Consider the following 12,842-nt stretch of genomic DNA (forward strand, 5'->3'; position numbering starts at 1 on the left):
GGAGAGGGATCCATGATCAGCGTTCGCCGCGTCGCCGCCGCACTCGCGGCCGGTGCCGTGCTCAGCACCACCGCCGCCGGAGTGGCCGCCGCCGCACCGTCGCCGACGCCCTCCCCCGCGAAGATCCCGGCCGGTCTGTACGGCACCAAGGACCCGACCTACGACGGCGTCTGGCGCCAGTCGGTCGCCTTCCTCGCCCAGCGCACCTCCGGCATCCAGCCCGCCGACCAGGCCGTGGACTGGCTGCTCGGCCAGCAGTGCGCGTCCGGCGCCTTCGCCTCCTACCGCCCCGACCCGGCGAAGCCCTGCGACGCCAAGACGATGCTCGACAGCAACGCCACCGCCGTCGCCGTACAGGCGCTCGCCGCGGTGCAGCGCCAGTCCGCCGACCCGGCGAAGGCCGAGCAGGCCGCCAAGGCGGGCGCCGCCTGGCTGAAGAGCGTGCAGAACAAGGACGGCGGCTGGAGCTACCTGCCCGGCGGCGCCAGCGACGCCAACTCCACCTCCCTCGCCGTCAGCGCCTTCGTCGCCGCGGGCCGGCGCCCCGGCGAGGTGAAGTCCGCCGAGGGCAAGAGCCCGTACGACGCCCTGCTCACCTTCGCCCTGCCCTGCACGGCCAAGGACGGCTCCGCCGGAGCCTTCGCCTACCAGCCCGACAAGACGGGCAAGCTCTTCGCCAACGCCGACGCCACCGCCGCCGCCACCCTCGCCGGGCTCGGCAAGGGCATCACCGCCCGCGGCGTCGAGCCCGAGCAGCCCCCGGTCTGCAAGGACCAGCCGAAGCCGACCGCCGAGCGGGCCGCGCTCAACGGCGCCTCCTACCTCGCCGGCCTGCTCGCCGACACCGGCCACCTCACCGCCCCGCCGATGCCCGGCGCCGCCGAGACCGCCGAACTGCCCGACTACGGCAACACCGCCGACGCCGTCGTCGCGCTCGCCGCGGCCGGCGCCAAGCAGGAGGCCAACGGCGCGCTGACCTGGCTGCAGAAGAACTCCGCCGCGTGGGCCAAGGAGAACGGCCCCGCCGCCTACGCCCAGCTGGTCTTCGCCGCGCACGCCATGGACACCGACCCGCGCAGCTTCGGCAGCGCCGACCTGCTGGAGCAGCTCAGCGCCACCGGTCCCGCCCCCAAGGCGCCCGACAACTCCGAGGCGTCCACCGGCACCGAGGAGTCCGGCTTCGACGTCTGGTGGATCATCGGCATCGGCACCGTCGTCGGCGTCGGCATCGGCTTCCTCCTGAGCGGCCGCAAGAAGTGAAGCTCCGCACCGGGCTCGCCGGCGGCGCCGCAGGACTGCTGATGCTGCTCGCCGCCGCGCCCGCCCAGGCGGCCGGCTACCGCTACTGGTCCTTCTGGGAGGGCGAGGGCAAGAGCGGCCACTGGGCGTACGCCACCCAGGGCCCGGCGACCGCCCGGCCCGCCGACGGCGACGTCCTCGGCTTCCGCTTCGCGATCAGCAAGGACTCCGCCGACGCCGCCCAGCCCTCCGCCGCCCCCGACTTCACGCACATCTGCGCGGGCGTGGCGAAGAAGGACGGCACCAAGCGGATCGCGATCGTCGTCGACTTCGGCACCCCCCAGGACGCCCCGCCCGGCGAGGCCCCGCCGACACCGGCCCGCACGACCGGCTGCCCGCAGGTCCGCGAGGACGCCACCGCCGCGGAGGCCCTCGCGGCGGTCGCCAAACCGCTGCGGTACGACGGCAACGCGCTGCTGTGCGGGATCGCGGGCTACCCGGCGAAGGGCTGCGGCGAGCAGGTGGAGCTGCCTGACGCCTCGGCACCGTCCGCCGAGCCGTCCGCCGAGCCCTCCGCGAAGCCCACCGCCGGTGCGGCCGCCCCCGAGCACTCCGGCGGCCCGTCCTTCGGCCTCGTCACGGGCGGGGCCGCCGTGCTGCTCCTCGGCATCGCCGGCGTCTGGCAGGCCCGCCGCCGCCGCGGATGAGCCGCACCGGCCGGCTGCGCGCCCCCGAGGCGAACCGCTCCAACGCCCTGCACCCGGGAGCCTGGTGGCTCTGGGCGCTGGGCCTCGCCGTGGCCGCCTCCCGCACCACCAACCCGCTGCTCCTCGGGCTCGTCGTCGGCGTCGCGGGCTATGTCGTCGCGGCCCGCCGCACCGACGCGCCCTGGGCCCGCTCGTACGGCGCCTTCGTGAAGCTCGGCCTGTTCGTCGTCGCCCTGCGGGTGGTGTTCTCGCTGCTCCTGGGCTCGCCGATCCCCGGCGAGCACCTGCTGTTCACGCTGCCCGAGGTGCCGCTGCCCGACTGGGCGCAGGGCGTGCGGATCGGCGGCCGGGTCACCGCGGAGCAGCTGGTGTTCGCCGTGTACGACGGGATGAAGCTGGCGGCCCTGCTGATCTGCGTGGGCGCGGCGAACGCGCTCGCCAGCCCCGCGCGGCTGCTGAAGTCGCTGCCGGGCGCGCTGTACGAGGCGGGGGTCGCCGTCGTCGTCGCGATGACCTTCGCCCCGAACCTGGTCGCCGACGTGGTCCGGCTGCGCACCGCCCGGCGGCTGCGCGGCCGCCCGGCCGGCGGCGTGCGGGCGCTGCTCCGGATCGGCCTGCCGGTCCTGGAGGGCGCCCTCGAACGCTCGGTGGCCGTCGCCGCCTCCATGGACGCGCGCGGCTACGGGCGTACGGCGCAGGTGCCGCCCGCCGTGCGGCGCACCACGAACGTGCTGACCCTCGGCGGGCTCCTCGGCGTGTGCGCCGGCTCGTACGGGCTGCTCGCCGCGCAGGGCGCCGGCTACGGCCTGCCGCTCCTCGCGGGCGGGCTCCTCGCGGCCGTCGCGGGGCTGCGGCTCGGCGGCCGGCGGGCCGCCAGGACCCGGTACCGGCCGGACCGGTTCGGGGTGCGGGCCTGGCTGGTCGCCGGCTCGGGCGCCGCGGTCGCCGCGGCGATGGTCTGGGCCGGGTCCGTCGCCCCGGAGGCGCTGCACCCCGGCGTCGTCCCGCTCCGGGCGCCCGAGCTGCCGCTGTGGCCGGCGGTCTCGGTGCTGCTCGGCCTGCTGCCCGCCTTCGTCGCCCCCGTACCGAGGGAGTCCCCGCGTTGATCCGCTTCGAGAACGTCTCGGTGACGTACGACGACGGGGCAGCCCCCACCCTGAGCGGTCTCGACCTGACCGTGCCCGAGGGCGAGCTGGTGCTGCTCGTCGGTCCCTCGGGCGTCGGCAAGTCGACGCTGCTCGGCGCGGTCTCCGGGCTCGTGCCGCACTTCACCGGCGGCACGCTGCGCGGCCGGGTCACCGTCGACGGCCGCGACACCCGCACCCACCCGCCCCGCGAGCTCGCCGACCTGGTCGGCACGGTGGGCCAGGACCCCCTGGCCCATTTCGTCACCGACACCGTCGAGGACGAGCTGGCGTACGGCATGGAGTCCCTGGGGCTCGCCCCGGCCGTCATGCGGCGACGGGTCGAGGAGACCCTGGACCTGCTGGGCCTCGCCGAACTCCGCGACCGGCCCATCGCGACGCTGTCCGGCGGGCAGCAGCAGCGGGTCGCGATCGGCTCCGTCCTGACCCCGCACCCCAAGGTCCTCGTCCTGGACGAGCCGACCTCGGCGCTCGACCCCTCGGCCGCGGAGGACGTCCTCGCGGTGCTCCAGCGCCTGGTCCACGACCTGGGCACGACGGTCCTGATGGCGGAGCACCGGCTGGAGCGGGTGGTGCAGTACGCGGACCAGGTGCTGCTGCTGCCGGACGGGCTGCTCGGCCGGCCCGCGGACGTCATGGCGGTGTCGCCGGTGCATCCGCCGGTGGTGGCGCTGGGGCGGCTGGCGGGCTGGGACCCGCTGCCGCTGTCGGTACGGGACGCGAGGCGGGCGGCCGGGGCGCTGCGGGAGCGGCTGGCGCCTGCGGCGGGCCGCCTTCCCCGCCCCGCCGCCCCTTCCCGCACGCCGCTCTCGGCCGGGAATCCGGCCCCGCCGGCGAGTGGGACGCCGGGGTCCGGGGGCGGCGCCCCCGGTTTGGGCAAGGGGCGCGTCGGGGGCTTTCCCCTCTTCCGGCGCCGCGCCCGGACGACCGCCCCGGCCGCTCCCGGCCTCCCCCTCGTCCACCTCGACCGGCTCGCGGTCCGCCGCGGCCGCGTCGAGGCCCTGCGCCAGGTGACGCTCCAGGTCGCCGCGGGCGAGACGGTCGCGCTGATGGGGCGGAACGGGGCCGGGAAGTCGACCCTGCTCGGGACGCTCGTCGGCATGATCGCCCCCACTTCCGGCACCGTCCGCGTCGCGGGGCTCACCCCGCACGCCACGGACCCCCGGGCCCTGATCCGGCAGGTGGGGCTGGTCCCCCAGGAGCCGCGGGACCTGCTGTTCGCCGACACCGTCGCGGCGGAGTGCGCGGCGGCGGACGCGGACGCGGGGGCCGCGCCCGGGAGCTGTCGGGCGCTGGTGTCGGAGCTGCTGCCGGGGGTCGCGGACGAGACGCATCCGCGGGACCTGTCGGAGGGGCAGCGGCTGGCGCTCGCGCTCTCCGTGGTGCTGACGGCCCGCCCGCCGCTGCTGCTGCTCGACGAGCCGACCCGCGGTCTGGACTACGCGGCGAAGGCCCGCCTGGTCGCGCGGCTGCGCGGACTCGCGGCGCAGGGGCACGCGATCGTGCTGGCCACGCACGACGTGGAGCTCGCGGCGGAGCTGGCGCACCGGGTGGTGATCGTCGCGGGCGGGGAGGTCGTGGCGGACGGGCCGACGGCCGAGGTGGTCGTGTCCTCGCCGGCCTTCTCGCCGCAGGTGGCGAAGATCCTCGCGCCGGAGCCGTGGCTCACCGTCGAGCAGGTGGAGGAGGCCCTGTGAGCGACGTGCCCGCCGCCCGCCCGATCCGCCTGGGGCCCCGCTCGGTCGCCGCGCTGGTCCTGGTCTCGGTCGTCGGTCTGATCGCGATCGGCTGGCCGCTCTTCGCCGACGCGGACTCGGCGCTGACCGACCACGCCGCCGACGCCCCCTGGTTCTTCGCCCTGCTCCTGCCCCTGCTGATCGCGGTCGTGGTGGCGACGATCGCCGACTGCGGGATGGACGCGAAGGCGGTGGCGATGCTGGGGGTGCTGGCCGCCGTCGGGGCGGCGCTCCGGCCGCTGGGCGCGGGCACGGCGGGTCTGGAGCCGATGTTCTTCCTGATGGTGCTGAGCGGCCGGGTGCTGGGGCCGGGCTTCGGCTTCGTGCTGGGTTCGGTGACGATGTTCGCGTCCGCGCTGCTCACGGGCGGGGTGGGGCCCTGGATGCCGACGCAGATGCTGGCGATGGGCTGGTTCGCGATGGGCGCGGGGCTGCTCCCGGGGCCGGGCCGTGGGCCGGGCCGGGCCGGGGGCCGGGGCGAGCTGCTGATGCTCGCCGCGTACGGCTTCGTGGCGGCCTTCGCGTACGGCACGGTCACCAATCTCTACGGCTGGGTGACGGTCGGCGGCATGGGGCAGGGGATCTCGTTCCAGCCGGGGGCGCCGGTGCGGGAGAACCTGGTCCGCTTCCTGGCGTACGTGCTCGCCACCTCGCTCGGCTGGGACCTCGGCCGCGCCGTGCTCACCGTGGTGCTCACCCTGACCGTCGGCGGAGCCCTCCTGAGGGCGTTGCGGCGGGCCACGCGACGGGCGAACTTCGAGGCCCAGGTCACATTCGAGGCCCCTGAGAGGGCCCCCGCGGGTGAGGCGCCTCATAGGACCCACGTCACGTACGACCAGGGGTAGTAGGCGAGGACGTACCGCCCAAATCCCCCCATAGACCGGTTTGACCTGCGCAAAGGGGGCAGGGTCGGCGCCGGGACCTGTGGGCGGGGTCCGAACCTTCCTCGTACTGGGGGTCGTTGCGCCTCCCCCGCCGGGTTTGTTTCAGTAGTGGACGTCGCCAGGCAGCGGGTGCTCTTCGCACGGCACCCAGGCCGGCCGGTTCCCCCCAGTTCCCGGGTCTCCCGGGCTCTGGTTCCGGCATGCCGAAAACGCCCGGCGCGACCCATGTCCCCGACGTTAGGTATGACGTTTTGTTCCGCTCGATCGCCACTCGTGTCAACGCCCGCAAGAAGACCTTCGCCGCCACCGCCGCCGTTCTGGTCGGCGCCTCCGGCGCGGTGCTCGGCACGACGGGTACGGCCTCGGCCGCCACGGAGCAGGAGATCGCCCGCCAGATCGTCCCGCCGGCGCAGTTCGCGTCCTTCAGCAAGATCGTCGAGCACGAGTCCGGCTGGAACCACACCGCCACCAACTCGTCCTCCGGCGCGTACGGCCTGGTCCAGGCCCTGCCCGGCTCCAAGATGGCCTCGGCCGGCTCCGACTGGAAGACCAACCCCGCCACCCAGATCAAGTGGGGTCTCAACTACATGAACGAGCGCTACGGCTCCCCGAACGGCGCCTGGGAGTTCTGGCAGTCCCACGGCTGGTACTAAGAGTCACCACGCCGCACCGCGCACCCGCAAGGCCCCGCCCTCCGCTCGGAGGGGCGGGGCCTGCGGCGTTTTCCGAGGCGTGCGTCCGGGGCTCAGACGGCGCCGAGCAGCATCCGGACCTGGGGCCACAGGCCGTCCAGGACCGCCGGGTCGTTCTTGAGCTTGGCGAGCAGGACCAGCCCCTCCAGCTGGGCGATCACCGCCCGGGCCGGCCCGGTGCCGGTGCGGTCCGCCGGGATCGCGCCCTCGGCCGCCGCCTCGGCGAGGACGCCCTCGATCAGCGCGGTCTGCTCGTCGAAGATCCCGTCCAGGCGGGCCCGGACGTCCGGCTCCTGGGTGCTCAGCTCCAGGGCCAGGTTGCCGAGCAGGCAGCCGACGACGTTTCCGGAGCCCTCCTTGGCGCTCCGCTGCACGGCCGCGGGGCCGGCGAGGACGTCCCGCAACCGGTCGAGCGCGGGGGCGTCGGCGGAGAGGGCGGCGGTCCAGCGGGCGCGCTGGGCGTCCCAGTAGGCGTTGACGACCTCGACGGTCAGGGCCTGCTTCGACTCGAAGAAGTAGTAGAAGCTGCCCTTCTTCACCTCGGCTCGGGCGCAGATCTCGGCGACGCCGAGGGCGGCGTAGCCCCGGCTGCCCATGAGTTCGCCGGTGGCCTCGACGAGCCGTTCCCGTGCCGTGCTGGTGCGTCCCATGCGGCTCACTATATGGCCGGTCAACTATGCGGGGAACCGCCCCCCGGAGGTTTAGTTGACCGGTCGTCTACCACCCCCTAGTCTCCTCGCCATGAGACCCGGACGCCTCGGGGAGCTGCTCCCCGTCACCCTCCCCGTCGTACAGGGCCCCTTCGGCGGCGGCCTGTCCTCCGTCGAGCTGACCGTCGCCGTCTCCCAGGGCGGCGGCCTGGGCTCCTACGGGGCGCACATCCTCTCCCCCGACGCCATCACCGCCCTCGTCGCCCGGCTGAAGTCCGCCACGGACCGGCCCTTCGCCGTGAACCTCTGGGTGCCGCAGGACGGCGAGGACGAAGCCGTGGACCCCGGCCCGCACCTCGACCGGCTCCGGCCCTTCTACGAGGAGCTCGGGGTACCCGTCCCGACCGGCGCCGAGGCCGCCGCGCACTCCGACTTCGACGAGCAGCTCGACGCCCTGATCGCGGCGGCCCCGCCCGCGATCAGCCTGGTCATGGGCCCGCCGCCGCCCCGGCTCGTCACGGCGGCCCGCCGGCTGGGCATCGTGCTGATCGGCACGGCGACGACGGTCGAGGAGGCGGTGGCGCTGGAGGAGGCCGGCGTGGCCGCGGTCGTCGCCTCGGGCAGCGACGCGGGCGGCCACCGGGGCGCCTTCCTGCGGCCGGTGCGGGAGTCCCTGGTCGGCACGTTCTCCCTGGTCCCGCAGGTGGCGGACGCGGTCGCGGTCCCGGTGATCGCGGCGGGCGGCATCGCCGGTGGACCGGGCTCGCGCCGCCCTCGCGCTCGGCGCCGACGCGGTCCAGATCGGCACCGGCTTCCTCGCCACCCGCGAGTCCGGCGCGAGCCCGGTCCACCGGCGGGCGCTCGGCACGCCGGAGGCCCGGACGACGGTCCTGACCCGGCTCTTCTCCGGCCGCACGGCCCGCGGCATCCCGAACCGCTTCGTCCGGGAGATGTCCGCCCACGAGGAGCTCGTGCCGCCGTATCCCGTGCAGAACGCGCTGATGCAGCCGATCCGGCGGGCCGCGGCGGCCCAGGACCGGCCCGAGTACGTGAACCTGTGGGCCGGCCAGACCGCCGGGCTCAGCCGGCCGGGCATCCCGGCGGCGGAGTACCTGGCGGCCCTGGTCGCGGACGCGGAGAAGCGGACGGCCCCGGAAGGGACGGCGGCTACAGCCGCTGGATGATCGTCCCCGTCGCCAGCGCCCCGCCCGCGCACATCGTGATCAGCGCGAACTCCTTGTCGGTGCGCTCCAGTTCGTGCAGGGCGGTGGTGATGAGCCGGGCCCCGGTGGCACCGACGGGGTGCCCGAGGGCGATGGCCCCGCCGTTGACGTTGACCCTTTCCAGGTCCTGGTCGAAGACCTGTGCCCAGCTCAACACCACCGATGCGAAAGCCTCGTTGATCTCGACCAGGTCGATGTCCCGGAGCGACATCCCGGCCTTGCCGAGCACCGCGCGGGTCGCGTCGATCGGCCCGTCGAGGTGGTAGTGCGGGTCGGCGCCGACCAGGGCCTGGGCGACGATCCGGGCGCGCGGCCGCAGCTTCAGGGCGCGGGCCATGCGCTTGGAGGCCCACATGATGGCGGAGGCGCCGTCGGAGATCTGGGAGGAGTTGCCGGCGGTGTGGATCGCGGTCGGCATGACGGGCTTGAGCCGGCCCAGGCCCTCCATGCTGGTGTCGCGCAGCCCCTCGTCGCGGTCGACCAGCCGCCACATGCCCTGGCCCGCCGCCTGCTCCTCCTCGGTGGTGGGGACCTGGACGGCGAAGGTCTCGCGCTTGAAGCGCTCCTCGGACCAGGCGGTCGCGGCCCGTTCCTGCGAGAGCAGCCCGAGGGAGTCGACGCGCTCCCGGGTGAGTCCGCGGCGGCGGGCGATGCGCTCGGCCGCCTCGAACTGGTTGGGCAGGTCGACGTTCCACTCGTCCGGCCAGGGCTTGCCGGGACCGTGCTTGGAGCCGGAGCCGAGCGGGACCCGCGACATCGCCTCGACGCCGCAGCTGATGCCGATGTCGATGACGCCGGCCGCGACCATGTTGGCGACCATGTGGCTGGCCTGCTGCGAGGAGCCGCACTGACAGTCGACGGTGGTGGCGGCGGTCTCGTACGGGAGGCCCATGGTGAGCCAGGCGGTGCGGGCGGGGTTCATGGACTGTTCGCCGGCGTGGGTCACCGTGCCGCCGACGATCTGCTCGACGCAGTCGGCGTGGATGCCGGTGCGGCCGAGGAGTTCGCGATAGGTCTCGCCGAGGAGATAGGCGGGGTGGAGGTTGGCGAGCGCGCCTCCGCGCTTGCCGATGGGGGTGCGTACGGCTTCGACGATGACGGGTTCCGCGGCCATGGGCTCGTCCTCTCCTCGCCCGCTCGGAGTGTCCCGGCACTCCGGTGCGGACTCACATCCGGAACTGGTACGCGTTCTAGTTCTGAGTGCAGTCTTATGACTGCTACCGCGGGTACGCAAGGGTCCGGGAGGCAACAGTTCCCGCTCCATGCCTTGCCAGTTGTAGAACTCGTTATTACCTTTCCGGGCAACTTCTGATGGGCCATCAGATATGGAGCGTGTTGCCGATGCCCTGTCCCCACCTCTCCGAAGGGTTCGACGCCACCGACCCCGATCTGCTCCAGGACCGGATACCCCATCCGGAGTTCACCCGGCTGCGGCAGACCGCACCGGTGTGGTGGTGCGCCCAGCCCCCCGGCATCACCGGCTTCGCCGACGAGGGCTACTGGGCCGTGACCCGGCACGCCGACGTCAAGTACGTCTCCACCCATCCCGAGTTGTTCTCCTCCAACGAGAACACCGCCGTCATCCGCTTCAACGAGCACATCACCCGGGACCAGATCGAGGTCCAGAAGCTGATCATGCTCAACATGGACCCGCCGGAGCACACCCGGGTCCGCCAGATCGTCCAGCGCGGCTTCACCCCCCGCGCCATCCGCAGCCTCGAGACCGCGCTGCGCGATCGCGCCCGCGCCATCGTCGAGGAGGCGAGGGCGGCGGCCGGCGAGGGCGGCACCTTCGACTTCGTCACCAAGGTCGCCGTGGAGCTGCCGCTCCAGGCCATCGCCGAACTCATCGGCGTACCACAGGAGGACCGGGCCCGGATCTTCGACTGGTCGAACAAGATGGTCGCCTACGACGACCCCGAGTACGCCATCACCGAGGAGATCGGCGCCGAGGCCGCGATGGAGCTCATCGGCTACTCGATGAACCTCGCCGCCGCGCGCAAGGAGTGCCCGGCCAGGGACATCGTGAGCCAGCTGGTCGCCGCCGAGGGCCAGGGCAACCTGTCCTCCGACGAGTTCGGCTTCTTCGTGCTGCTCCTCGCCGTGGCCGGCAACGAGACCACCCGCAACGCCATCAGCCACGGCATGCACGCCTTCCTCACCCACCCCGACCAGTGGGAGCTCTACAAGCGCGAGCGGCCCGCGACCGCCGCAGAGGAGATCGTGCGCTGGGCCACCCCGGTGGTCTCCTTCCAGCGGACCGCCACCCAGGACACCGAGATCGGCGGCCAGAAGGTCAGGAAGGGCGACCGGATCGGCCTCTTCTACTCCTCCGCCAACAACGACCCCGAGGTCTTCGAGAACCCCGAGACCTTCGACATCACCCGCGACCCCAACCCCCACCTCGGCTTCGGCGGCGGCGGACCCCACTTCTGCCTCGGCAAGTCCCTCGCCATCAAGGAGATCGAGCTCATCTTCGAGGCGCTCGCCGACGAACTGCCCGACCTCACCCTCGCGGGCGACCCGCGCCGGCTGCGGGCGGCATGGCTGAACGGCATCAAGGAGCTCCAGGTCAGGGTGGCCTGAAGCGGAGGGAGGCGGGGCCCGCCCCCCATGCCCCGAGCCCCGCCTCCCGTCTCCCGCCGCCCCGTGCTTCCGCGCCCGCCGCCACCTCCCGCCGCCCGCCGCTTCCGCGCCCGCCTCCCGTCTCCCGCCGCCCGCGCCCGCCGCTTCCGCGCCCGCCGCCACCTCCCGCCGCTGCTCCGGAACCGGGTGATCCGCTCCCACGTCCGAGCAGGCATGCGGGGGACACAGAGACTTCTCACCATGCTCGTCGCGCTGCTCGCGCTCCAGCTCGGCTCGCTCGTCGCGCCGGCCTACGCGTGCGGCTGCGGCGCGATGGTCACCGACCGGATGGCGCGGATCGGCGTCGACCGCGAGACCTCGGCCGTCCACTGGGACGAGCGGACCGGCACCGAGCAGATCGTCATGCGCTTCACCGTCCACGGCGACGCCGACCGGGCCGCCTGGATCATGCCGGTGCCGCACCGAGCCGACGTGACGCTCGGCGACCCGGCGCTCTTCGACGAACTGGCCGGGCTCACCGCCCCCGAGCACCGGGACCGCGACTACTTCTGGCCGCGCGGGAAGGACTGGCCCTTCGCCTGGGGAGACGCCGACGGCGCCGGCGCCGCGCCGCCCCCGGGCGCCGGCGGTGTCGGCGTCGTGGGCCGCGAACGGCTCGGCCCCTTCGACGTGGCCCGGCTGACCGCCACCGACCCGACGGCCCTGAGCGGCTGGCTGCACCGCAACGGCTTCGAGCTGTCCGACCGCCTCGCGGACGGACTGCGCCCGTACGTCGAGCGGAAGTGGGAGTACGTCGCCGTCCGCCTCGCCCCGCAGAAGACCGGCGAGACGCTGTACGGCACCCTCGACCCGCTGCGGATCAGCTTCCCCAACGACCGGCCCGTCTACCCGATGCGCCTGTCCCGACTGGCCACGACCCCGCAGTCGCTGGGGCTCTTCGTGCTCTCCGGCCACCGCATGGAGCCGCGCGGCAGCATCGGCGGCGACCGGCCCGAGGTCCTCTTCGCGGGCGCCGTCGACAGGCCGTCGGGCGCCCTCGCGGAACTCGCCGGCGCCGGACCGGTGTTCCTCACCGCCGTCGACCAGTCCTTCCCCGAGCCGTCCCGCATCGACGACGACCACGAACTGGTCCGGGCGGCCGCCGACACCCCGTACCGCGAGATCGTCTGGCACGACCGGCTGTGGAGGGTCGGCGAGGTCCCGGTCTGGCTGATCGCCGTGGCGGGCGGACCGCTGCTGCTCGCGGCGGGCACGTACGCCGGGACTCGCTCCCGGCGCGCGCGGGCCGGTGTACGTTCGGCCCCATGAGCAACGACCAGGATCAATGGACCACCGTCGACCGCTACTTCACCGACCTGCTGGCCCCGGACGACGAGGCGCTGACCGCCGCGCTCGACGCCTCCAGGGCCGCCGGCCTCCCGGAGATCGCCGTCGCCCCGAACCAGGGCAAGCTGCTGAACCTCCTCGTGCGCACGCACGGCGCGAAGCGGGTGCTGGAGATCGGCACCCTCGGCGGCTACAGCACCATCTGGATGGCCCGCGCGCTGCCCGCCGACGGCCGGCTGATCACCCTGGAGTACTCCCCCGTCCACGCCGACGTGGCCCGCTCCAACATCGCCCGCGCGGGCCTCGACAAGATCGTCGACGTGCTGACCGGTCCGGCGCTCGACCTGCTGCCGGTGCTGGAGGAGGAGGCCGCGGGCCCGTTCGACTTCGTCTTCATCGACGCGGACAAGGTCAACAACCCGCACTACGTCTCCTGGGCCCTGAAGCTCTCCCGGCCCGGCACGGTGATCGTCGTCGACAACGTGGTCCGCGGCGGGAAGATCGCCACCGCCCACCCGGACGACCCGGCGGTCACCGGCACCCGCGAGATGTTCGACCTGATCGCCCGCGAGCCCCGGCTGGACGCGACGGCCGTCCAGACGGTCGGCTCGAAGGGCTACGACGGCCTGCTGCTCGCCCGCGTGATCGACTAGA

The 12,842-nt window shown here is 74.1% G+C and carries 12 protein-coding genes and 1 pseudogene; 11 read left to right on the plus strand and 2 right to left on the minus strand.

Annotated elements, in window-relative coordinates; genetic code table 11:
- Window positions 1–12: 12 nt before the first annotated feature.
- The 6 genes from ACH414_RS04375 to ACH414_RS04400 all read left to right on the plus strand — a co-directional run bounded on the left by ACH414_RS04375 (window position 13) and on the right by ACH414_RS04400 (window position 6,364).
- Complete coding sequence (locus ACH414_RS04375) at window positions 13–1,260, plus strand: prenyltransferase/squalene oxidase repeat-containing protein (protein WP_382543206.1); 1,248 nt, start codon at window positions 13–15, stop codon at window positions 1,258–1,260.
- Between the two features lie 41 nt (window positions 1,261–1,301).
- On the plus strand, window positions 1,302–1,946 hold the full coding sequence (locus ACH414_RS04380; RefSeq protein ID WP_382543854.1) for an SCO2322 family protein: 645 nt from the start codon (window positions 1,302–1,304) through the stop codon (window positions 1,944–1,946).
- A complete protein-coding gene (locus ACH414_RS04385; protein WP_382543209.1) occupies window positions 1,943–3,052 on the plus strand; it encodes an energy-coupling factor transporter transmembrane component T in 1,110 nt (369 codons plus the stop codon). The genes ACH414_RS04380 and ACH414_RS04385 overlap by 4 nt, the downstream gene beginning before the upstream one ends.
- Window positions 3,049–4,788 carry an ABC transporter ATP-binding protein gene (locus ACH414_RS04390; protein WP_386569735.1) on the plus strand — a complete coding sequence of 580 codons (1,740 nt, stop codon included), beginning with the start codon at window positions 3,049–3,051 and terminating at the stop codon, window positions 4,786–4,788. The genes ACH414_RS04385 and ACH414_RS04390 overlap by 4 nt, the downstream gene beginning before the upstream one ends.
- Window positions 4,785–5,672, plus strand: a complete 888-nt coding sequence (locus ACH414_RS04395) for an ECF transporter S component (RefSeq protein WP_398940774.1) — start codon at window positions 4,785–4,787, stop codon at window positions 5,670–5,672. Before ACH414_RS04390 ends, ACH414_RS04395 begins: the two co-directional genes overlap by 4 nt.
- 290 nt (window positions 5,673–5,962) lie before the next feature.
- Window positions 5,963–6,364: a transglycosylase SLT domain-containing protein gene (locus ACH414_RS04400; protein ID WP_382543857.1), complete on the plus strand. Its 402-nt coding sequence runs from the start codon at window positions 5,963–5,965 to the stop codon at window positions 6,362–6,364.
- A gap of 92 nt (window positions 6,365–6,456) precedes the next feature.
- Here the strand turns inward: ACH414_RS04400 and ACH414_RS04405 are convergent, their stop codons facing one another.
- On the minus strand, window positions 6,457–7,053 hold the full coding sequence (locus ACH414_RS04405) for a TetR/AcrR family transcriptional regulator (protein ID WP_398940775.1): 597 nt from the start codon (window positions 7,051–7,053) through the stop codon (window positions 6,457–6,459).
- 91 nt (window positions 7,054–7,144) lie between these two features.
- Here ACH414_RS04405 and ACH414_RS04410 point away from each other — a divergent pair.
- A pseudogene (locus ACH414_RS04410) lies at window positions 7,145–7,744 on the plus strand (nitronate monooxygenase); the annotation flags it as partial.
- 61 nt (window positions 7,745–7,805) lie between these two features.
- The gene (locus ACH414_RS04415) at window positions 7,806–8,237 is read left to right on the plus strand and encodes an NAD(P)H-dependent flavin oxidoreductase (protein WP_398940776.1); all 432 of its coding nucleotides are present in this window, start codon (window positions 7,806–7,808) and stop codon (window positions 8,235–8,237) included.
- Here the strand turns inward: ACH414_RS04415 and ACH414_RS04420 are convergent.
- Window positions 8,221–9,390: a steroid 3-ketoacyl-CoA thiolase gene (locus ACH414_RS04420; protein WP_382543223.1), complete on the minus strand. Its 1,170-nt coding sequence runs from the start codon at window positions 9,388–9,390 to the stop codon at window positions 8,221–8,223. The two genes, ACH414_RS04415 and ACH414_RS04420, sit on opposite strands and share 17 nt — an antisense overlap.
- A gap of 227 nt (window positions 9,391–9,617) precedes the next feature.
- On the opposite strand from ACH414_RS04420, the gene ACH414_RS04425 reads away from it, so the two are divergent.
- The 3 genes from ACH414_RS04425 (at window position 9,618) to ACH414_RS04435 (ending at window position 12,841) form a co-directional block, all read left to right on the plus strand.
- Window positions 9,618–10,862, plus strand: a complete 1,245-nt coding sequence (locus ACH414_RS04425; RefSeq protein WP_398940777.1) for a cytochrome P450 — start codon at window positions 9,618–9,620, stop codon at window positions 10,860–10,862.
- 240 nt (window positions 10,863–11,102) lie between these two features.
- Window positions 11,103–12,170 (plus strand): DUF2330 domain-containing protein, encoded by a 1,068-nt coding sequence (locus tag ACH414_RS04430; protein ID WP_386569746.1) that lies wholly within the window; start codon window positions 11,103–11,105, stop codon window positions 12,168–12,170.
- Window positions 12,167–12,841, plus strand: a complete 675-nt coding sequence (locus ACH414_RS04435) for an O-methyltransferase (protein ID WP_382543232.1) — start codon at window positions 12,167–12,169, stop codon at window positions 12,839–12,841. The genes ACH414_RS04430 and ACH414_RS04435 overlap by 4 nt, the downstream gene beginning before the upstream one ends.
- Window position 12,842: the final 1 nt, after the last annotated feature.

The sequence above is a fragment of the Streptomyces sp. NPDC020422 genome, from assembly GCF_044386705.1.
GTDB lineage: Bacteria > Actinomycetota > Actinomycetes > Streptomycetales > Streptomycetaceae > Streptomyces.

Bases quoted from the DNA above. Each gene is read 5' to 3' on its own strand.
- ACH414_RS04375 (WP_382543206.1), top strand. From the start codon at position 13: ATGATCAGCGTTCGCCGCGTCGCCGCCGCACTCGCGGCCGGTGCCGTG.
- ACH414_RS04380 (WP_382543854.1), top strand. From the start codon at position 1,302: ATGCTGCTCGCCGCCGCGCCCGCCCAGGCGGCCGGCTACCGCTACTGG.
- ACH414_RS04385 (WP_382543209.1), top strand. From the start codon at position 1,943: ATGAGCCGCACCGGCCGGCTGCGCGCCCCCGAGGCGAACCGCTCCAAC.
- ACH414_RS04405 (WP_398940775.1), bottom strand. From the start codon at position 7,053: ATGGGACGCACCAGCACGGCACGGGAACGGCTCGTCGAGGCCACCGGC.
- ACH414_RS04420 (WP_382543223.1), bottom strand. From the start codon at position 9,390: ATGGCCGCGGAACCCGTCATCGTCGAAGCCGTACGCACCCCCATCGGC.
- ACH414_RS04425 (WP_398940777.1), top strand. From the start codon at position 9,618: ATGCCCTGTCCCCACCTCTCCGAAGGGTTCGACGCCACCGACCCCGAT.
- ACH414_RS04430 (WP_386569746.1), top strand. From the start codon at position 11,103: ATGCTCGTCGCGCTGCTCGCGCTCCAGCTCGGCTCGCTCGTCGCGCCG.
- ACH414_RS04435 (WP_382543232.1), top strand. From the start codon at position 12,167: ATGAGCAACGACCAGGATCAATGGACCACCGTCGACCGCTACTTCACC.